The following is a 19,502-nucleotide window of genomic DNA, read 5'->3' as shown; positions in this document are numbered from 1 at the left end:
TTTCGCCCCTCTTCTCTTGATCATCCACCGCACCACAGATGTGCAAAAGGAGCGTTTCCGCCCCTTTTCGATGCACTCACTGCACCAAGATAATGCACCGTACGTTTAGAAGGTGTAAGTCACACCCGTCCACAGCATGCCGGTATAAGATTTATCAACCATTGGGCTGTCTTTAACTTCGCTGTCCAGGCGCGTATAACGCCCCGTGAAGAAGGCATTCCAGTTAGCGTTGATATTATAGTTGGTGCTCAATTCGACGTATGGCGACCAGCTATCGCTTGGCTTATAGGTGTCGAAGGTACTACGGCGGGACTCATCACCATTGATGCCATAGTAGTATTGGTTTTGGTTTGAGCTGTTCCAGTTTACCCCGATACCAGGAGCAAAGCTCCAGGAGTCCACCTGGAACTTATAGAGATAGGCGATATCGCCCACCAGGCCGTTACTGTTGTTCAGCGTATCGCCAGAGAAGGCCGTACGGATCGTTCCCCACTCAGCCTTATGTGTAAAGGCCACACCGGCCATCATGGTGCTACGGCGCTTGTCCAACTGCTTCATGCGGTCGTCGTCACTGTCGCCAGGCTTATAGTGCAACGGTGAGTAATAGGCGATCAGGCTCAGCTGATTTTGCTGATCTTTCCACAGGTTGTAACCGGCCAACAGAGTATGGAAGTAAAAATCATCGCCATCGTAATTGATGATAGGAACGGGATAGACACGATCCTGATAACCACGATAAGGATCGGGGCTGACCAGCGCTGAAGCACCGAGTGACCAGCTTCCTGCCTGAGCACTGTGCGCACAAACCATTGCGGAAGCGATAATTGCTAGCGTTTTGAGTTTAGATATCTTCACTGGCTTTTTCCATAGATAACAAGATGTAATTAACCGCTATAGTTTATGTGAAAACCGACCAGCCTGCCGGATCTTTACAATAGAAAACAACCAAGATCGAATAACTTAGAACCCAAAGATGAATTATTGATGGCAAAAAGATGACGTTTTTTGCCGCAACCCGCGCCAGACAAGGCATTTGCCGCCCCTCGCCATAACTGAGTCATTGAAATGACTTAAAAAAGACCCTTTCTCTTGCAGGAAATTTTCCAGTATGCAACTAAGCTTAAAATCAGAAGGTGAATTTAGGCTGAGCCCAGTGGCAATACAGCGCAACTCGCGAGAATAAGCGCACCAAGTTGGCATACGGGTTGCTGTACTCAGTCATAGCTTCATGCTTTCGGGAGCCAGAATACCAACACCAGCTCCTTTTTTAACCTGTGCTAATAACGAAAGGACGGGCATCGCCATGAACATATTTGACCACTATCGCCAGCGCTACGAAGCTGCCAAGGACGAAGAGTTCACACTGCAGGAATTTCTTTCCATCTGCCGGCAAGATCGCAGTGCCTATGCCAATGCGGCAGAACGCCTACTCATGGCTATCGGTGAACCAGTTATGGTCGATACCGCGCTTGAGTCGCGTATGTCTCGCCTGTTCTCCAACCGCGTGATCGCACGCTATCCGGCATTCGAGGAGTTCTACGGCATGGAAGAAGCTATCGAACAGATAGTTTCTTACCTGAAACACGCTGCCCAGGGCCTCGAAGAGAAGAAACAAATCCTTTATCTGTTGGGCCCGGTGGGTGGCGGTAAATCCTCGCTGGCAGAACGGCTGAAAGCCTTGATGCAGCGCGTGCCGATTTACACCCTGAGCGCCAACGGCGAGCGCAGCCCGGTCAATGACCATCCGCTGTGCCTGTTCAACCCGCAGGAGGATGCCACTATTCTGGAAAAAGAATACAACATCCCGACGCGCTATCTTGGCACCATTATGTCGCCGTGGGCCGCTAAACGCCTGCATGAGTTCGGCGGGGACATCACCAAATTCAAAGTGGTGAAGGTTCGTCCTTCAATACTTGAACAAATTGCCATCGCCAAAACCGAACCGGGCGACGAGAACAACCAGGATATTTCTGCGTTGGTGGGTAAAGTGGATATCCGCAAGTTGGAAAACCATGCGCAGAACGATCCGGATGCCTATGGCTACTCCGGCGCACTGTGCCGCGCCAACCAGGGGATCATGGAGTTCGTGGAGATGTTCAAAGCGCCAATCAAGGTGCTGCATCCTCTGTTGACCGCCACCCAGGAAGGTAACTACAACGGTACCGAGGGGATTTCTGCCCTGCCGTTCAGCGGTATTATCCTGGCGCACTCTAACGAATCGGAGTGGGTGACCTTCCGCAACAACAAAAATAACGAGGCCTTCCTCGACCGTGTTTACATCGTCAAGGTGCCTTACTGCCTGCGGGTGTCGGAAGAGATTAAAATCTACGACAAACTGCTGGATAACAGCGAACTGACCCATGCGCCTTGCGCCCCTGGCACGTTGGAAACGCTGGCTCGCTTTACCGTCCTGTCGCGTATGAAAGAGCCAGACAATTCCAGCATCTACTCGAAGATGCGTGTCTACGATGGTGAAAGCCTGAAAGACACCGATCCGAAGGCCAAGTCGTATCAGGAGTATCGTGACTATGCCGGGGTGGATGAAGGTATGAACGGTCTTTCGACCCGTTTCGCCTTCAAAATTCTGTCTCGGGTGTTCAACTTTGACCATGCCGAAGTCGCGGCTAACCCGGTACACCTGTTCTATATCCTGGAACAGCAGATAGAGCGTGAGCAGTTCCCGCAGGATCTGGCGGAGAAATACCTGGAGCACCTGAAAGGCTACCTGATCCCGAAATACGCCGAGTTTATCGGCAAAGAGATCCAGACCGCCTATCTGGAATCCTACTCGGAATACGGTCAGAACATTTTTGACCGCTACGTGACCTATGCAGACTTCTGGATCCAGGATCAGGAGTACCGTGATCCAGATACCGGACAGCTGTTTGACCGTGAGTCATTGAATGCTGAACTGGAGAAAATCGAGAAGCCAGCGGGTATCAGCAACCCGAAAGATTTCCGCAACGAAATCGTCAACTTTGTCCTGCGTGCCCGTGCCAATAACAGTGGTCGGAACCCGAACTGGACCAGTTACGAGAAGCTGCGTACGGTTATCGAGAAGAAAATGTTCTCGAACACTGAAGAACTGCTGCCAGTCATTTCCTTTAATGCTAAAACCTCAACGGATGAGCAGAAAAAACACGATGACTTCGTCGACCGGATGATGGAGAAAGGCTACACCCGCAAGCAGGTTCGCCTTCTGTGCGAATGGTATCTGCGGGTGAGAAAATCTTCATAAACCGACGACCGCTGACGTCATAGATAGCCTATACCTGGGAATTTCGGGTTGTAGCCTGGCGGCTACAGCCTGAAAGACCCAAGGTAGAGAAAGTTGGCAACGTTGTTTGGGGGATGTATGGCGTATTTCATTGACCGACGGCTGAATGGCAAAAACAAGAGCATGGTGAACCGCCAGCGCTTCTTGCGTCGCTATAAGTCGCAAATCAAACAGTCGATTGCCGAAGCCATCAACAAGCGTTCGGTCACCGACGTGGACAGCGGGGAATCGGTGTCGATCCCCGGTGGCGATATCAACGAACCAATGTTCCATCAAGGGCGCGGCGGTAAACGCCATCGCGTTCATCCCGGTAACGATCACTTCGTACAAAATGACCGCGTTGAACGCCCACAAGGCGGCGGCGGTGGTGGTGGCGGCCAGGGCAATGCCAGCCAGGATGGGGATGGCCAGGATGAATTTGTCTTCCAGATCTCCAAAGATGAGTATCTCGACCTGTTGTTCGAGGATCTGGCGCTGCCTAACCTGAAGAAAAATCAGTACAAGCAGTTGACCGAATACAAAACCCATCGTGCTGGCTACACCGCCAATGGCGTACCGGCCAATATCAGCGTGGTGCGTTCGCTGCAAAACTCACTGGCACGTCGAACCGCCATGACCGCTGGTAAGCGGCGCGCTTTGCATGAGCTTGAAGACAGCCTTGCCCAGTTGGAAAACACCGAACCGGTGCAACTGCTGGAAGAAGAACGCATGCGTAAGGAGATTGCCGAATTGCGCAAGAAAATCGACAGCGTGCCGTTTATCGACACCTTCGACCTGCGCTACAAGAACTACGAACGTCGGCCTGAACCCTCCAGCCAGGCAGTTATGTTCTGCCTGATGGACGTCTCTGGCTCGATGGATCAGGCAACCAAAGACATGGCCAAACGCTTTTATATTCTGCTGTATCTGTTCCTCAGCCGAACCTATAAGAACGTTGAGGTGGTCTATATCCGTCACCATACCCAGGCAAAAGAAGTGGATGAGCAGGAGTTCTTCTACTCACAGGAAACTGGCGGCACCATCGTTTCCAGCGCCCTGAAGCTGATGAACGAAGTGGTCGAAGAGCGTTACGATCCTGCACAGTGGAATATCTATGCCGCTCAGGCTTCGGACGGGGATAACTGGGCTGATGATTCGCCACTGTGCCATGAACTGTTGTCAAAAAACATTCTGCCGATGGTGCGTTACTACAGCTATATAGAAATTACCCGCCGTGCTCACCAGACGCTGTGGCGTGAATATGAGCATCTGCAAGCGACGTTTGAAAACTTTGCCATGCAGCATATCCGCGAGCCGGATGATATCTATCCGGTGTTCAGGGAACTCTTCCACAAGCAGACCGCGTGATCTAATAGAAAACGGCCAGCAACGAAAGTTAGCTGGCCGTTTTAGCTCATAGGGGCGCTACATACTCGCCAGCCAGCCGCAACCGCTATAAATTCAGCAACATTGCCACTTAATCAACGCTTCGATCCTTGAAGCGCAGATATCAAGCTCACTCTGGCTAACCTGTAAAGCTATGACGGCATCCCCGAAAGTCTCCCCGATAAACGGTGTCTTCTCACACTTTTGTAGCAGTACCGCTGGCGGGTATACGTAGATCAGTTGCGGAGCCGGTGGCACCGGTTTTGGTTGCTCCGCGCAGGATATCGAGAGCATCAGCAGGCAACCGCTGATGAGCGCAGTCGTTATCCTCCAGCGCTTTGCGTAGCGTTCTATTTTCGGCATCGGCCTTTACTCTCTTTTGCTGTTCAATCTTGAGCTGTTGTTCGGTAGCACGACGATCGGCATCCGCGGCACCTTTCAGCGCAGTGATGGTTTCATCTCTTCCATTCAATGCACTGTACAACTCCTGGTTATCTTTCTGGTACTGCCCTATGTCGGCATTCAACGCATCAATACGTTGACTCATGCCAAACAACAGGGCAGCGAAGCCTAAGATCATCAGTAGCGGCCAATGGCCTTTGGAAAACTGGATTAACCCTGCCAGGCTCATGATAGAAATACCTCACACTCGGCAGGCTGGCGATTCTCCAAGCCCCGCAGCTTGTGATCCTTGGTAAATCTCCAATGAAGAGAGCGACTGCCAGCACTTTGTATACTTGTCTGCATTTGAGATACCCCTGAACGAATCCAAATGCCTGTTTGGATGAACAGTATCTCAAGGAGGAAGGATTCGGGATATTCGAAGGGGTTGTACCAGCCATGTCACAACTCGCTCTCTGCCGATAGTGAATTGAGCATTAGCAATGAAAAAATCCACCTAAGCGAGATTTTTTGCATTGGATAACTCAACTTATTGCTGGCAGATGTGGCGTATCACTCAATGGCTAGGTTGCTTGCGAGGATTGTTGCCGAGTCACAACAAATATCTAAAATCGCGGATATCGGGGAACAGGCCCACCGTCCTAAGATGGCGGTTGCAGATAAACCAGATCTCATCCCGGTCGTTCGAGAGGATGAAATAAGCATCGGCGGTTTCCGAAGGATTGTACATTCCTAGCGCACGATAGGCCGTATGCGGGCTGAATCCGCTATCCAACGGATAAGGCTTGGGCGCATTGTCCATCTGCACCACTCTCAAGTACAACCCTTGCTCGATCCATATCATAAAGTCACCTGTCACGATTGTTGATAACTTTAGTATGGTCGTAAATAGCATTATCTTCACCGTCAGGAAAAAATCATCGACAAGAATATCAATCAGATCACAGTGAAGTTAACTGTCCGCTGTACAGCACCGGACCGGTAGGAAGCCCTGTAGGTGAGCCACCCGCTGGCTCCAGGCTGATGGCAATGGTCATGCCCTGCGCCAACGTCATCGAGTTCACTGCCAGCTCGGTCGGCTTCTCTGCAGCAACCAAACCTAAGGAGCGCGGCTTTTCACCCGGCGAGATCGCCCACAGTTGCAGGCTATTGGCTACGGCTAGCGTTTGCGGGTTAAGCGGGGTCAGTCTCAGATGGCGTTTGCCACTGTCCATGCTGACGATCCATTGCCCACTGCCCTGCTGACCCGCATTGAGCACCACTGCCGGAGCAAAATCCTGCGGCTGGGTGATAAAGCGCGGCACCAGCAACAACGCGGCCAAACCAGCAGCTAGCGCCCAGCCAAGGTAGTCCCAGCGTTTACGCCGTGGCACTGCCTCAATGGGCAAACTGAGTTGGATCTTTTTCCACACGCGTTCAGGTGGCAATACCGGGGTCAATGCCAGATCCAACGGAGCCAGCAGCGTTTGCCAACGTGCAACCAAGGCGGCCAGCGTCGGATCCCGCTGGATACGCTGTTCAAAGTTCAACCGCGCAGGCCCGCGCAACGTGCCCAAGGCATATTCTGCGGCTAAAGCCGAGTCATACTCACCTTTGCTTTTCATAGGCCCACACAGTTTTTCAAATGATCCAACGCCCGGCGGATCCAACTTTTGATCGTGCCAAGCGGTTGTTGCAGATGTGCCGAAACCTCGCCATGAGACATACCTTGGTAGTAAGCCAACACAATGCTCTGCCGTTGTTCAACGTTCAGATGGTTCAGGCACTCGGCCAGTTTTCCAGCCTCCTCACCCAGCAGCAACTGACTGACAGGTTCTTCCGCGCTCGCCCCCAAGTCATCCAGCCACTCCTCTTCCGTTTGCCCCGCCCGGCCACCAGCACCGCGCAGCCAATCAATAGCCTTATTGCGCACAATGTGCGTCAGCCAGGTCAATGGGGAGCTGAGATTGGGGTCATAGCTGGCAGCGCGATTCCACACGCTGATAAAGCTTTCATGCAGCACCTCTTCAGCCCAGGATTGGCGACGCAGTAAACGCAGAGCAACGGCAAACAAGCGGGGCGACGTCTGTCGATAAAGCTGTTCAAACGCGTTGCGGTCGCCAAGCGCAACGGCTTGCATCAATTCGACATGTTGTTCAGGAAGTGCTTTGGTCATGTCCTGTCCTATCAAGGTGCGGGCAGCCTTTTGGCAGCCTGCACCTAGTATAGACGGGATTTATTTTGGCAACAGAACGCTGTCGATAACGTTGATCACGCCATTTTTCTGATAGACATCATAGGTGCTGATGTTGGCAATATGACCTTGGCCATCTTTGAGCTGAATATTGTGGGGGCCATTATTCATAATCCACAAAGGTTGGCCATTGACCGTTTTCAGCTCGGCCGTGCCGTGCCCTTCCTTGATTTTCTTCTCCAGCTGTTTCATATCATAGCGACCAGCAACCACATGGTAGGTCAGCACTCCGGTCAGTGCCGCCTTATTCTCAGGTTTGAGCAAGGTATCGACAGTTCCGGCAGGCAGTTTGGCAAAGGCTTCATTGGTCGGAGCAAACACCGTAAACGGGCCAGCGCCTTGCAGAGTATCAACCAAACCTGCGGCCTTCACCGCAGCAACCAGCGTGGTGTGATCTTTGGAGTTGAGGGCATTCTCGACAATATTTTTGCTGGGGTACATGGCGGCACCGCCTACCATTACCGTATCGGACATCATGGCAGCCATTGAGACGCTACTGAACAACAGTGATGAACACAGGGCAGTACAGAGAAGCTTTTTCATGGTCATATCCTCGAAGGGTGATGTGGGAAGATGTCCTCACATAGCCATATACGTAGTGAACGAGAATATTGGATGCAGTAATCAGAAAATATTTTTCGAGCGGGGAAAATGGATGTAAAAAACCCCGGCGTAAACGCCAGGGTTAAAAGTAGTGCCGGTCGCTTTCCCGGCTGTCATGATGCGGTGCAAGCGTCCATCGAACACTCCAGCATTGCACAGCCTAAGCACGGCCTTTTCACAACAGAAAAGCAAACTTTGGTGAAATTGGCTTTTCTGTCTACCCTCATGGCTAGGAGGATATATGCAACCCCGGCACCAGGCCGGGATTGATTTGGTAGTGTCGATATCGCTTGTCTGCTCCGGTCTACACCATCATCGCTATTGCAAGTTTCAACCACACTACCCAGTCACATTACATTGCTGTAACGTTAACTGCTGATGGGCCTTTGGCGCCATTTTCGATGCTGAATTCAACCTGCTGGCCTTCATCAAGCGTCTTGTAATCATTACCCTGGATTGCAGAGAAGTGTACGAACACGTCTTTGCTGCCATCAGCAGGAGAAATGAAACCAAAACCTTTACCAGCGTCAAACCATTTTACTAAACCAGTCATTTTATTAGACATAGATACTTCCTTCATTGTTTTTTTAGGCCGCCATAATGGCGAATGAGGTCTGCAATTCAGTGGAAACTTATGGGGGCACTAGAAGGAAATTCGCGGAAAAAGAGGTATCTGTCGGATATCGCTAATACTGAGAACTACTTTACTAAAACTGCTTTCATAAGGTCTGTACTTCAAACCGATGACGCTATTTACTCATAACCCAGAGTTATTAGCAAGGGCTATTTATAATTAATTTCGATAAGGCTCTCTTTCAGCCGTGCGACAAGCCGCCCTTTCCACCCCTTTACACCCCTTTACACCGCATTAACACATTGATTACTTGTGGGGAGCCGCCTAGAATGAGCGGTAAAAATTACCGGGATGGTTTTCATGTTATCGCTGTGGGAAGTCACGCAATACGTTTATTTTATTGGCCTGTTGGTTTCGATGATTGTCACTTTTCTGGTCAGCCGCGATACCCTCCCCATCCGCCTGCTTAGTGCGCTGATCATCGGCCTGACCTGGCCACTCAGTCTGCCCGTAGTGCTGTTGTTTTCGCTGTTTTAGCGCCTCATCCCGCTCACGTTCAGCGGGATGAGTACGGTTTAACCGTTAAAAGTCATACCCCACGGTAGCGATAACTGAACGCCCCGCTCCCCAATAGCAGTAGCCAGTGCCATAGCAGCCAGCAACATATTCCCGGTCCGTCAGGTTATTGGCGTTCAGCTGCACATAAGCCCCTTTTAACGACGGTTTTACGCTGTCCAGATCCATGCGCACCGAAGCATCCAGCAGCGTGACCGAAGGAATACGCAGAGTATTCTCATTATCCGCCCACTGTTTGCCAATATAACGCACGCCAGCCCCCAGATTGATACCAAGCCCAGCCTTGTACTGCCCCCATAAAGAAGCCATCTGATTAGGCGCCAGGTATGGCGTATTGCCATCGTTACCGTCAACGGCATCCTTGAATTTCACTTTGTTGTAGCTGTAACCGGCAATGACATTCAGGCGCTCGCTCACCTGGCTACGAGCCTCCAGCTCAATCCCTTGTGAATGTACCTTACCGGCAGGCACATAGTAACTGTCCTTCACCACACGGTTGGCTACGTCATTCTGCGTCAGATCGTAGAGGGCAATGCTGTAGATCGAGCTGCTGCCTGGAGGCTGATACTTCAGCCCGGCCTCATATTGCTCGCTGGTGGTGGGTTTAAGCAGATGCCCCTCTTTATCGGCCAGGACCGCTGGCGTCACCGCGGAGCTGTAACTCATATACGGCGAGAAACCGCTGTCAAAGTGGTACAGCAAAGAGGCTCTGCCCGTAAAGTGGTCGTCAGTACGGGCATCGGTAGAATCGGTATTCAGCACGGTATTCTTGGTTTCCAAACGGTCAACACGCCCGGATAGGTTGAGATACCAATTGTAGAGGCTGACTTCGTCCTGCAGATAGACGCCGGTCTGCTCATAACGCCGTTTAGAGTCGGTGTGACTGAGAATAGTGATATCTGGCCCGCCGGAAACGCCGGTGAACGGGTTCAACGGCGTGGCCGAACCAGACTCTTCCCACAGGTTATTGGTAAAACGTTGATAATCCAGCCCCAGCATCACCTTGTGTTCCAACGCGCCAGTCGCAAACTCCGCCGCCAGTTGGTTATCCACGGCATAAGCATCCAACGACGTATTGGAGCCGCTGTACCAACGGTTCAACTCGCTACGATCGGCGTTCCAGCCAATCTGGTAAACCTGCTCCAGCTCCACGTTGGAGTGGGTATAGCTGGCATTTTGACGGAATGACCAGACGTCGTTAAAACTATGCGAGAAATCATAACTGTAGATTTGCTGCCAACGTTTGAACACATTGCGGCTGCTTTCGCCGTCAAAAAATCCCCGGCCCAGCTTGTCCCCACTGGTGGTATAAATGCTGCCGTCTGACGGCACCGCGCTATGATAACCACCGGAAGGATCTTTTTGCAGATTGGCCTGCAACAGCAAAGAGGTATTTTCATCCGGTTGCCACAGCAACGAAGGCGAAATCGCATAGCGCTCTTCACGCTGATGGTCATACATAGTGTCGCTGGTGCGGGTAATACCGGTCAAACGGTATGCCCACTGATCGTTCAATGCCCCAGTCGAATCAAACGCACCGCCTTTGGTATTGTTGTTGCCGGCCATCACATTGACGTGGTTTTCACTGGCAAACTGCGGCCGTTTGCTGGTCATTGCCACTAACCCACCAGGGATACTTTGCCCATACATCACGGAAGACGGGCCCTTAATCACGTCAATGCGTTCCAGGAACCAAGGGTCGATTTGCAAAGCGTTATAACTGCCGCCGTCGCTAAGCAGGCGCAGGCCGTTCAGGAAGGTGTTATTGACGTCGCCACCGTGGAAACCGCGCAGAGCGATAGTATCGTAACGCGTCGCGCCACCAGAGAAGTTAGTGAAAACGCCTGGGGTATATTTCAGCGCATCGTTAACCGTCAAAGCCCCTTGGTCGCTCATCTGTTGGCGTGTTACTACGGAGACGGATTGTGCAGTGAGCACCAAGGGCCGATCCGTTTTAGTAGCCCCCTGGCTGGTGCTGGCTTCATAGCCATGCGTTGCCGTTTCCGCCGTATCGGCGGGTTTGGCCGTGACCACGAGGGCATCTTCAGCAAAAGAGGTCAGTGGCAGGAAAATCGCTAGCGAGCAGTAAAGATAAGAACGACTGGCAGGAAAAAACGCAGGCATACCTGTATTCCCCATGGGATCCATTGAAATTGCACCGAAAACGTACCGCACCGGCAACGCTGGCCAGTTTGGCGTACAGAGGTCACGGTGCTCTGATGTTGTTAGATAATAAATACTAATAACAATGATAATTGTTATCTTTACCATCAATGAATTCAAGTAGCAAAATGCACTCTGGTGATGGGCGTTTCAGGCGAGTTTATGGGCTTATGATTGGTACGTCATCATGGAGAAAACCTTTACCTCAGCAGCTTATGCTCCTGAGCCGTTTAGTTTTCATTTAGCTGTTAAATGCTATAAATCTGGATAACTCAAGGAGTGTGCATGACTCAAACAGCAAATCCTATCCCTGCCCCCTCCAGAAGACTGAAAGTGGTCTATGGCTGGTATGTTTATACAGTGTATGCGTTACTGATCTTTAATCTCTATCTGGCGGTATACAACACTTGCGTTCGCCACCCCTTTGAATCACCGTTAATCTCCATGGCTCATAGCCTGTTTATCGCTTTTCTGCTCAGCCAGATCCTGAAGAAACGAAGAGGGTTCGGTTGGGTATTGCTGATCTACTTTATGACCATGCGCCTGTATTACGCCAATATTTTGCATACTGAGTTCTCCACCGCCAGCCTGAGCCTGGTTTGGATCGTCATGACAATGTTACTGGCTGGTACTCTAACCGTTAGGCAATTCAACACTAACAAGGTGCAACAGGAAGGGTTGGCGCGCTTTGGTTGGCGCCAATGGGCCGTGTTAATCGGGATAACGGCGATATTGACGCTATTAGTCACCCGCGACTATCTGGGGTGACGGGTGACTGCGGGATGTGAGGTTCAGAGATATCCACCATGCGGCAGATTTTACTTAAGTTTTGCGCGTTTTCGCAGATTTTATCGGTAACGTAAACGCCAAAATAGCCTAATACCAGCAGATAGCCGATCATACATAGAATAAAAATAAGTGTTCTCAACGCTAGCTACCAACTCTGCAACATGACTAAAGTCATCATACCGTGAACAGACCGTTTTCGCCTATTTCAAAGTAACTGGATATTCTGCCAGACTGTATGCACTACCATCACGAGCTTGTTCAGCCTGGAGACCCCATGAACCATTTGATGCTAGATATTGAAACACTGGATATTACCCCGAGCGCGGTGATCCTGGTGGTTGCCGGCGTGTTTTTTAACCCGAGGACCGGTGAGTTAGGGGCAGAGTTTGAAGCGGCAGTGAACAGCCAGCAGGAACAACCGGGCCGGACAATCAGTCTGGATACTGTGGCCTGGTGGGCAAAACAGTCAGACGAAGCTCGTAAACAGGCCTTCGGAGGTAGCGAAAGTCTCAAGCGGGTATTAACCAACCTGAGCCGTTTTATTCACATGCACAGCACCGACACGGTGAAAGTCTGGGGCAATGGCAAAGAGTTTGATTGCTCGATCCTGGAACATGCCTACCACCAGTTGGCAATGCCTTGCCCCTGGAAGTTCTGGGATACCCAAGACGCCCGCACTATCATTACGCTGGCTGAGTTGCATGGTTTCAATCCCAAGAAACAGCGTCCGTTTGAAGGCACACCGCACCGGGCGCTGGATGATGCCAAACACCAGGCGCGCTACGTTGCAGATACCATTTCAGCGCTTTATTACCGCCAACCCGCGGTAAAATGATCGCGCCAGGGAAAATCAAGCGCAAACGGTTTCCTGCCTGTCATCAATACGTTATCGCTTCCCATTTGCGGTTGGGATCTCTACTCTAGTCCTCTTTGTCATTCGGATGTGCCATTTTTGTTATGCAAAAATTTCTCTTTCTCCTGCTCAGCCTGGTGTTACTTGGCCCTCTGGGAATTGATCTCTATCTGCCGACCATTCCTGCCATTGCCCTGGGCCTTAACAGCAGCGAAGCCTTGATCCAATCCACCATTTCGCTGTTTATTCTGGTGTTGGGTCTTGGCCAGGTGATCGCCGGTCCGCTGGTGGATAACTACGGTCGTAAGCCGGTGGCTATCGCCGGGATCCTGATTTATATGGTGGGTGCAGCCATGGCCGCGCTGGCGACAACGGCGGATATCTTTGTCGCTTCACGCCTGATGCAAGGTGTGGCCGTTTGCTGTACCGCCGTTGTAGCATTTAGTGGCGTGCGCGATCGGATGAATGGCGATGACGCCGCACGCGCTTTCGGTTTTCTCAACGGCACGCTGAATATCATTCCTGCACTGGCCCCGCTGCTCGGTGGCTTGCTGGCAGAAGCCTTCGGCTGGCGCGCCCCATTCTGGTTCCTGGTCGGTTATGCCGCAGTGGTGTTATTGCTGGTCATCTTCTTCCTGCCGGAAACCCGCCCCGCTACTACCGTGGCCGTCAAAGGGCTGCCGGTACGACAGTATCTGCGTATTCTCGGCGATCGCCGTTTTATCTCCTTTGCGGTGGTCAACGCTGGGGCGATGGGGATGGCGCTAACTTATGTTTCATTGGCACCTAACGTGCTGATGGGCACTGCCGGGCTATCACCGCTGCAGTTCTCTTTGGTATTTGGTGCCAACGGTTTCTGGATCATGCTGGTCAGCTTTGTCGCCAACCGCATCATTCACAAGATTGGCCGCCCTTTCTGCCTGGCGACCGGCGGCATACTGATGGGGTTAGGATGTCTCGCGTTAGTGTTGGGCGTGGCACTACTGGGTGACGCTGCACAAAGCCATTGGTTGGCGTATATCCTGCCCGTGGCCTGCGCCTGCGCCGGATTGGCTTTTGTCATGGGGCCGTCAACCAGCTATGCGTTGGAGCCTTACTCTAACGAAGCTGGTGTGGCTTCAGCACTGGTAGGTTTTATTCAGATGGCCGGGGGGGCCGCGCTGGGCCTGATCGCGATGGCGTTACCACTGCAACCGAAAATGTCGCTGGCGTTGGTGATGCTGGTAGGTTGCCTGCTGGCGCTACACGCGCGGCAGCGCAGCAAGCAAATCAAAGGACAGTTGAAGAAGATCGGCTGAGTCTATTCTTCTACAACAATAGGCACCCGTGCCGCCAAGGCTGTCAGCAGTTCGTAACCCAAGGTTCCGGCTGCGGCAGCCACATCATCGACCGGCAGTTTCCTTCCCCACAGTTCGACATCAGTACCAATGGTTGCCTGCGGGCACGGCGTCAAATCCACCGTCATCATATCCATGGAAACCGAACCTACCGTGTGCGTCAGCACACCGTCCACCCAGACTGGAGTCCCGGTGGGCGCATGGCGAGGATAGCCGTCCGCATAACCACAGGCTACGACGCCGATACGCTGCGGCCCACGAGCGGCATAGCGCCAGCCATACCCTACCCGGTCTCCCGCTTGCAGCTGTTGGATGCCAATGATCTTGCTGCTCAGCGTCATCGCCGGTTGCAAACCGGTAGCGGCGATGTCCTGCCAGTGGCCGCTGGGTGATGCGCCATAAAGTATAACCCCCGGCCTCACCCATTCCCCCTGCGTCTGTGGGTGCCACAGGGTGGCCGCCGAGTTGGCCAGACAACGAGGCAGATCAATCGCAGCAGTCGCGCGTTCAATCACGGCCATTTGCTCCGTTACGCCTTCAGCACCGTCGGCGGTGGCGAAGTGGCTCATTAGCGTTATCGAACCAATATTACGCAGCTCCTTTGCGGCTAGCCAAGCGCTGTGCAACCGCTCCGGGGCAAATCCTAGGCGGTTCATACCACTGTTCAACTTGAGATAAATATCCAGCGGCGCCTGTAAACGCGCTTCGGCAATCGCCTGTAGTTGCCAGTCGCTGTTCACCGCCGTGGTTAACCGGTAACGATCGATCAGCATCAGGTCTGCGGGCTGGAAAAAGCCCTCCAGCAACAGAATCGGCCCCTGCCAGCCAGATTCGCGTAGTAACACTGCCTCGTTAAGATCGAGCAAGGCAAAACCATCACTATTCTCGCCTAGGCTGCGCCAGACGTGCTGCAAACCATGGCCATAGGCATTGGCCTTAACAACGGCCCAGATTTTAGCCGTAGGAGCAAAACGACGAACTACCTGCAGGTTATTGGTCAACGCGGCCAAATGCAGCGTCGCGGTAATCGGGCGAGGCATGGGCTCTCCTATCAGATTGTGTTTCAGCGTGCCGGGTGCACGTCATTCAAGGGAACAACAGGTCCCTGCCGAAAGTCTGCGCGGTAACGCGCCACCGCCAGATCGTCTGAAGCAATGGCCGGGGTGACCCCTGAGATCAAATCGGCAAGCAACTGCCCGGAGCCGCAGGCCATCGTCCAACCCAAGGTGCCATGGCCGGTATTCAAATAGAGATTTTTCAGCGGAGTGCGCCCCACGATTGGCGTGCCATCTGGCGTCATCGGGCGCAGCCCCGTCCAGAATGTTGCCTCTTCAACACGCCCACAGTTCGGATACAGATCGCGTACCACCATTTCCAGCGTTTCACGCCGCTTCTGCTCCAACTGGGTATTGAAGCCAACAATCTCCGCCATACCGCCCACGCGGATGCGCTTATCGAAGCGAGTAATGGCAATTTTGTAGGTTTCGTCCAGCACGGTAGAGAATGGCGCGGCCGCTTCATCGGTTATCGGGATGGTTAATGAGTAACCTTTCAACGGATAAACCGGAATGGACACCAGATCGCGCAGTAGCGCGGTAGAATAGGCGCCGAACGCCACAACATAGCTATCGGCAGTAATGATTTCACCATCACACTGCACGCCGGTAATTTTATCTCCTTCCACCAGCAAGCGTTCAACGTTGCGGTTAAACAGGAAGTTGACTCCGGCCTGCTTAGCCAGCTTGGCCAACTGCTGGGTGAACAGTTGGCAGTCCCCGGTTTCATCATTCGGCAGCTGTAAACCGCCGGTCAGCTTATGGGCAACCTGCGACAACGCCGGTTCAACCGTCGCCAACTGGCTGGCCTCCAGCAGTTTGTAAGGTACTCCGGCGTCCTCCAGCACGGCAATGTCCTTGGCCGCGCTGTCAAACTGCTGCTGGGTGCGGAACAGTTGCAGCGTGCCGCCTTGACGGCCTTCGTACTGGATGCCGGTTTCCTGACGCAGAGCTTTAATGCAGTCGCGGCTGTATTCCGCCAGACGCACCATACGGCCTTTATTGGTCATATAGTGGGCGGTATCGCAGTTTTTCAGCATCTGCCACATCCAGCGCAGTTGGAAACTGCTGCCGTCTAGGCGGACTGCCAACGGCGCGTGACGCTGGAACATCCATTTAATCGCCTTCAACGGTACCCCAGGTGCTGCCCAAGGTGCGGCGTAACCCGGAGATATTTGCCCGGCATTGGCCGCACTGGTTTCCAAGGCTGGCCCGGGTTGACGATCGATCACCGTCACCTCATGGCCCGCTTTTGCCAAGTACCATGCACTGGCAACCCCTACCACTCCGCTACCTAAAATAACCACTCTCATCGCTGACTCCAGCCCAAGGATCGATAAAGCACAATCTACCAATAACAGGAAATTAACTCAGTGGAAAAAACTACTCAACAACTCGTTTATTAATCGTGACAATATTCACAATTATTTTATCGTTGATGCGCCAGTCTTTGGCAATACGGGTCAAGAAATAACGATAAGATGCTGTTAAAGCGCATTTTGACGAAAAATCAGGCTGTTCATCCGCCAAAAACATCAGCGAAAACAACCAACGCCATATGGAATAACAACCTTCACAATCTGGAATATAAATCTGTTTAATTAAATATTTCAGGTGAATAATTCCAACTACGAGCATTGCGCATCAGTTTCCTCTGCCTCACGGTCCGAATGCCAGGTTGAGTACCGCCACAGGCCGCAAAGCGGGTTTAAGCATAGCTACCCCAAGTGGTTATCAATGCTCAGCACGGATGATTTCAAACGATTTATTACGACTTGGACTATCATTGTTAAAGGGTCTGCCAAAAGAGCCGACGCCGTTCATAACGAGGGTGCGCTGATGACTACTTCGACACAGAAAAAGGTTAAGGAAGATAAACGTCTGAGCGATGGACCGGACTGGACATTCGACCTGTTGCAGGTGTATCTGGAACAGATCGACCGGGTTGCCAAACATTACCGGCTCGACACCTATCCGCATCAGATCGAGGTCATTACCTCCGAGCAGATGATGGATGCCTATTCCAGCGTCGGGATGCCGATCAACTATACCCACTGGTCATTCGGTAAAAAATTCATCGAAACCGAGCAGCGCTATAAGCATGGTCAGCAGGGGTTGGCCTATGAGATCGTGATCAACTCCAACCCGTGTATTGCCTATCTGATGGAAGAAAACACCATCACCATGCAAGCACTGGTTATGGCTCATGCCTGCTATGGGCACAACTCGTTTTTCAAAAATAACTATCTATTCCGCAGTTGGACCGACGCCAGTTCGATTGTCGATTATCTGCTGTTTGCCCGCCATTACATCAGTGAATGTGAGGAACGCTATGGCGTGGAAGAAGTAGAAAAGCTGCTGGACTCCTGCCATGCGCTGATGAATTACGGGGTCGATCGCTACAAACGGCCACAAAAAATCTCGCTGGTGGAAGAAAAAGCCCGCCAAAAGAGCCGTGAGGAGTATCTGCAAAGCCAGGTCAACTCGCTGTGGAAAACCCTGCCGCGAGTCGATCGCGAAGCCCTGCCGGAACAGGCCGTGCGTTTTCCACGGGAGCCGCAGGAAAACATTCTCTATTTTATGGAGAAAAACGCCCCGTTGCTGGAATCCTGGCAGCGCGAAGTGCTGCGCATCGTGCGTAAAGTAAGCCAGTATTTCTACCCGCAAAAACAGACGCAGGTGATGAACGAGGGCTGGGCCACCTTCTGGCACTACAGCATCCTTAACCACCTGTATGACGAAGGGCGCGTGACGGATCGCTTTATGCTCGAGTTCTTGCACAGCCATACCAATGTGGTCTACCAACCACCGTACAACAGCCAATACTACAGCGGCATCAACCCATACGCGCTGGGCTTTGCCATGTTCCAGGACATCAAACGGATCTGCCAGTCGCCGACCGAAGAAGATCGCTACTGGTTTCCGGATATCGCCGGCAAAGACTGGTTGGATACCCTGCACTTCGCCATGCGTGACTTCAAGGATGAGAGCTTTATCAGCCAGTTCCTGTCACCGAAGGTGATGCGTGATTTCCGCTTGTTTACCGTGCTGGATGACGATCGAAACAATTACCTGGAGATTTCAGCGATCCACAACGAAGCGGGCTATCGGGCGATACGTCAGGAGCTGTCGGCTCAGTACAACCTGAGTAACCACGAACCCAATATTCAGATCTGGAATGTGGATCTGCGTGGCGATCGTTCATTAACGCTGCGCTACATTCCGCAGGACCGGGCTCCATTGGATAAAAGTCGCCGTGAGGTGATGAAACATCTGCATCGTCTATGGGGGTTCGACATTATTCTGGAGCAGCAAAACGAAGATGGTAGCGTTGAGTTGCTGGACCGCTGCCCACCAAGACCCAACGCGTTATAAAGCGGCAATATGACAAAGGGGCGCATGCAGCGCCCCTTCAACTATCTGATTACGGGAATAACGCGAATTAACGACGCGCTTCGGTCAGATCGCTTGGCATAGTGCCCTGCATGCTCTGCCAAATAGCCCCACTCTCTTTACCGTAGTTACGCACGCAATCCATCACCTGATCGTACATCTTCTCATGACACAGGCTAGACAGCTTGTTGTAGAAGGTCAGTGCGAGTTTGCGCGCTTCCGGGTTGGAGAAGTAATAACGGCCAACGCGAGTATACAGCCCTTTCAAGCCATTGAGGATCAGGCCGTAAATCGGGTTGCCCGAGGCAAAGGCCAAGCCACGGAAAATTTCATAGTCGAGCTGGTTGAAGGCATCCGCCTGATCGTCAACCAGCGCCGCTTTCGCCAACACTTCCTGCGCCTGCTCCGGGTGGTTACGCACCGCCGCACGGATAAAGATCGAGGCAATATTGGTCCGCACTGACAGCAGATTATCGATCAGCTGCGGTACGCTGTTGTGATCGAGCCGGGCCAGGGTTTCCAGAATATTAAGGCCGGAGGTTTCCCAAAAATTGTTCACTTTGGTCGGCTTGCCGTGCTGAATAGTCAGCCAGCCGTCACGGGCCAGTCGCTGTAGAACCTCACGTAATGTGGTGCGCGTGACGCCAATCAGTTCTGAAAGCTCACGTTCCGCGGGCAAAATAGAGCCGGGAGGGAAGCGGTTATTCCAAATACTTTCAATAATATACTCTTCCGCGAAACCGGCAGGACTCTGCGCCTTTATAACCATGTGTTTGATGTTCCGTAACGACGATAATCAGTAATTGTAATCGGCAGATCATACCAGATCGCCGGGGCATCACATAGCGCGAGCCAAAAACAATAAACGAAAGTGTGCATAAG

19 protein-coding genes are annotated in these 19,502 nt (G+C 52.2%); 7 read left to right on the top strand and 12 right to left on the bottom strand.

The features are described from left to right. Positions 1-105 precede the first annotated feature (105 nt). Entirely contained in the window at positions 106-810 is a 705-nt protein-coding gene (locus ACMV5I_RS14585) for a MipA/OmpV family protein (protein ID WP_121608981.1), read from the bottom strand. Between the two features lie 493 nt (positions 811-1,303). On the opposite strand from ACMV5I_RS14585, the gene yeaG reads away from it, so the two are divergent. Both yeaG and ACMV5I_RS14575 read left to right on the top strand, forming a co-directional pair. Beyond that, positions 1,304-3,238: a protein kinase YeaG gene (gene yeaG / locus ACMV5I_RS14580; RefSeq protein WP_021806619.1), complete on the top strand. Its 1,935-nt coding sequence runs from the start codon at positions 1,304-1,306 to the stop codon at positions 3,236-3,238. A gap of 117 nt (positions 3,239-3,355) precedes the next feature. Further along, positions 3,356-4,624 carry a YeaH/YhbH family protein gene (locus ACMV5I_RS14575; protein ID WP_024485395.1) on the top strand — a complete coding sequence of 423 codons (1,269 nt, stop codon included), beginning with the start codon at positions 3,356-3,358 and terminating at the stop codon, positions 4,622-4,624. Positions 4,625-4,838: 214 nt separating this feature from the next. Here the strand turns inward: ACMV5I_RS14575 and ACMV5I_RS14570 are convergent, their stop codons facing one another. The 6 genes from ACMV5I_RS14570 to cspA form a co-directional block, all read right to left on the bottom strand. Then, positions 4,839-5,273: a DUF2570 family protein gene (locus ACMV5I_RS14570; RefSeq protein ID WP_121607003.1), complete on the bottom strand. Its 435-nt coding sequence runs from the start codon at positions 5,271-5,273 to the stop codon at positions 4,839-4,841. A 363-nt stretch (positions 5,274-5,636) separates the two neighbouring features. Continuing rightward, complete coding sequence (locus ACMV5I_RS14565) at positions 5,637-5,888, bottom strand: hypothetical protein (protein ID WP_024485397.1); 252 nt, start codon at positions 5,886-5,888, stop codon at positions 5,637-5,639. A 97-nt stretch (positions 5,889-5,985) separates the two neighbouring features. Continuing rightward, a complete protein-coding gene (locus tag ACMV5I_RS14560) occupies positions 5,986-6,648 on the bottom strand; it encodes an anti-sigma factor domain-containing protein (RefSeq protein WP_202729169.1) in 663 nt (220 codons plus the stop codon). Continuing rightward, positions 6,645-7,199, bottom strand: a complete 555-nt coding sequence (locus ACMV5I_RS14555; protein WP_121607006.1) for a sigma-70 family RNA polymerase sigma factor — start codon at positions 7,197-7,199, stop codon at positions 6,645-6,647. Before ACMV5I_RS14555 ends, ACMV5I_RS14560 begins: the two co-directional genes overlap by 4 nt. A 60-nt stretch (positions 7,200-7,259) precedes the next feature. Beyond that, complete coding sequence (locus ACMV5I_RS14550; protein ID WP_021181194.1) at positions 7,260-7,820, bottom strand: fasciclin domain-containing protein; 561 nt, start codon at positions 7,818-7,820, stop codon at positions 7,260-7,262. A 412-nt stretch (positions 7,821-8,232) separates the two neighbouring features. After that, positions 8,233-8,445, bottom strand: a complete 213-nt coding sequence (gene cspA, locus ACMV5I_RS14545; RefSeq protein WP_024485401.1) for an RNA chaperone/antiterminator CspA — start codon at positions 8,443-8,445, stop codon at positions 8,233-8,235. A 369-nt stretch (positions 8,446-8,814) separates the two neighbouring features. Between cspA and ACMV5I_RS14540 the strand changes: the two genes are divergently transcribed. Then, a complete protein-coding gene (locus tag ACMV5I_RS14540) occupies positions 8,815-8,991 on the top strand; it encodes a GhoT/OrtT family toxin (RefSeq protein ID WP_021181193.1) in 177 nt (58 codons plus the stop codon). A 45-nt stretch (positions 8,992-9,036) separates the two neighbouring features. Here the strand turns inward: ACMV5I_RS14540 and ACMV5I_RS14535 are convergent, their stop codons facing one another. Next, positions 9,037-11,154: a TonB-dependent siderophore receptor gene (locus ACMV5I_RS14535; RefSeq protein WP_414824643.1), complete on the bottom strand. Its 2,118-nt coding sequence runs from the start codon at positions 11,152-11,154 to the stop codon at positions 9,037-9,039. 324 nt (positions 11,155-11,478) lie between these two features. Between ACMV5I_RS14535 and ACMV5I_RS14530 the strand changes: the two genes are divergently transcribed. The 3 genes from ACMV5I_RS14530 to ACMV5I_RS14520 all read left to right on the top strand — a co-directional run bounded on the left by ACMV5I_RS14530 (position 11,479) and on the right by ACMV5I_RS14520 (position 14,133). Further along, a complete protein-coding gene (locus tag ACMV5I_RS14530; protein WP_414824642.1) occupies positions 11,479-11,961 on the top strand; it encodes a hypothetical protein in 483 nt (160 codons plus the stop codon). 295 nt (positions 11,962-12,256) lie between these two features. Then, on the top strand, positions 12,257-12,817 hold the full coding sequence (locus ACMV5I_RS14525) for a 3'-5' exonuclease (protein WP_414824641.1): 561 nt from the start codon (positions 12,257-12,259) through the stop codon (positions 12,815-12,817). A gap of 122 nt (positions 12,818-12,939) precedes the next feature. Then, positions 12,940-14,133: a multidrug effflux MFS transporter gene (locus ACMV5I_RS14520; RefSeq protein WP_024485406.1), complete on the top strand. Its 1,194-nt coding sequence runs from the start codon at positions 12,940-12,942 to the stop codon at positions 14,131-14,133. Between the two features lie 2 nt (positions 14,134-14,135). On the opposite strand, the gene dadX is transcribed toward ACMV5I_RS14520, so the two are convergent. The 3 genes from dadX to ACMV5I_RS14505 form a co-directional block, all read right to left on the bottom strand. Then, positions 14,136-15,212 carry a catabolic alanine racemase DadX gene (gene dadX, locus ACMV5I_RS14515; protein WP_284122651.1) on the bottom strand — a complete coding sequence of 359 codons (1,077 nt, stop codon included), beginning with the start codon at positions 15,210-15,212 and terminating at the stop codon, positions 14,136-14,138. A 23-nt stretch (positions 15,213-15,235) separates the two neighbouring features. After that, positions 15,236-16,540, bottom strand: coding sequence for a D-amino acid dehydrogenase (locus tag ACMV5I_RS14510; RefSeq protein ID WP_414824640.1), 1,305 nt, complete (start codon positions 16,538-16,540; stop codon positions 15,236-15,238). Positions 16,541-16,610: 70 nt separating this feature from the next. Then, complete coding sequence (locus ACMV5I_RS14505) at positions 16,611-16,865, bottom strand: hypothetical protein (RefSeq protein WP_121607011.1); 255 nt, start codon at positions 16,863-16,865, stop codon at positions 16,611-16,613. A 201-nt stretch (positions 16,866-17,066) separates the two neighbouring features. Here ACMV5I_RS14505 and ACMV5I_RS14500 point away from each other — a divergent pair, with 201 nt between their 5' ends. Then, on the top strand, positions 17,067-18,602 hold the full coding sequence (locus tag ACMV5I_RS14500) for a SpoVR family protein (protein ID WP_024528759.1): 1,536 nt from the start codon (positions 17,067-17,069) through the stop codon (positions 18,600-18,602). 67 nt (positions 18,603-18,669) lie between these two features. Here ACMV5I_RS14500 and fadR read toward each other — a convergent pair whose 3' ends face one another. After that, the gene (gene fadR / locus ACMV5I_RS14495) at positions 18,670-19,389 is read right to left on the bottom strand and encodes a fatty acid metabolism transcriptional regulator FadR (protein ID WP_021181184.1); all 720 of its coding nucleotides are present in this window, start codon (positions 19,387-19,389) and stop codon (positions 18,670-18,672) included. Positions 19,390-19,502 lie beyond the last annotated feature (113 nt).

The sequence above is a fragment of the Serratia sp. T13T92 genome (genome assembly GCF_047530105.1).
Lineage (GTDB): Bacteria > Pseudomonadota > Gammaproteobacteria > Enterobacterales > Enterobacteriaceae > Chania > Chania fonticola.
This window is presented reverse-complemented; position numbering and strand designations above follow the sequence as displayed.

Coding starts and splice junctions, on each gene's coding strand:
- ACMV5I_RS14585 (WP_121608981.1), bottom strand. CDS start 810: ATGGTTTGTGCGCACAGTGCTCAGGCAGGAAGCTGGTCACTCGGTGCT.
- yeaG (WP_021806619.1), top strand. CDS start 1,304: ATGAACATATTTGACCACTATCGCCAGCGCTACGAAGCTGCCAAGGAC.
- ACMV5I_RS14575 (WP_024485395.1), top strand. CDS start 3,356: ATGGCGTATTTCATTGACCGACGGCTGAATGGCAAAAACAAGAGCATG.
- ACMV5I_RS14570 (WP_121607003.1), bottom strand. CDS start 5,273: ATGAGCCTGGCAGGGTTAATCCAGTTTTCCAAAGGCCATTGGCCGCTA.
- ACMV5I_RS14565 (WP_024485397.1), bottom strand. CDS start 5,888: ATGATATGGATCGAGCAAGGGTTGTACTTGAGAGTGGTGCAGATGGAC.
- ACMV5I_RS14560 (WP_202729169.1), bottom strand. CDS start 6,648: ATGAAAAGCAAAGGTGAGTATGACTCGGCTTTAGCCGCAGAATATGCC.
- ACMV5I_RS14555 (WP_121607006.1), bottom strand. CDS start 7,199: ATGACCAAAGCACTTCCTGAACAACATGTCGAATTGATGCAAGCCGTT.
- ACMV5I_RS14550 (WP_021181194.1), bottom strand. CDS start 7,820: ATGAAAAAGCTTCTCTGTACTGCCCTGTGTTCATCACTGTTGTTCAGT.
- cspA (WP_024485401.1), bottom strand. CDS start 8,445: ATGTCTAATAAAATGACTGGTTTAGTAAAATGGTTTGACGCTGGTAAA.
- ACMV5I_RS14540 (WP_021181193.1), top strand. CDS start 8,815: ATGTTATCGCTGTGGGAAGTCACGCAATACGTTTATTTTATTGGCCTG.
- ACMV5I_RS14535 (WP_414824643.1), bottom strand. CDS start 11,154: ATGCCTGCGTTTTTTCCTGCCAGTCGTTCTTATCTTTACTGCTCGCTA.
- ACMV5I_RS14530 (WP_414824642.1), top strand. CDS start 11,479: ATGACTCAAACAGCAAATCCTATCCCTGCCCCCTCCAGAAGACTGAAA.
- ACMV5I_RS14525 (WP_414824641.1), top strand. CDS start 12,257: ATGAACCATTTGATGCTAGATATTGAAACACTGGATATTACCCCGAGC.
- ACMV5I_RS14520 (WP_024485406.1), top strand. CDS start 12,940: ATGCAAAAATTTCTCTTTCTCCTGCTCAGCCTGGTGTTACTTGGCCCT.
- dadX (WP_284122651.1), bottom strand. CDS start 15,212: ATGCCTCGCCCGATTACCGCGACGCTGCATTTGGCCGCGTTGACCAAT.
- ACMV5I_RS14510 (WP_414824640.1), bottom strand. CDS start 16,540: ATGAGAGTGGTTATTTTAGGTAGCGGAGTGGTAGGGGTTGCCAGTGCA.
- ACMV5I_RS14505 (WP_121607011.1), bottom strand. CDS start 16,865: ATGCTCGTAGTTGGAATTATTCACCTGAAATATTTAATTAAACAGATT.
- ACMV5I_RS14500 (WP_024528759.1), top strand. CDS start 17,067: ATGACTACTTCGACACAGAAAAAGGTTAAGGAAGATAAACGTCTGAGC.
- fadR (WP_021181184.1), bottom strand. CDS start 19,389: ATGGTTATAAAGGCGCAGAGTCCTGCCGGTTTCGCGGAAGAGTATATT.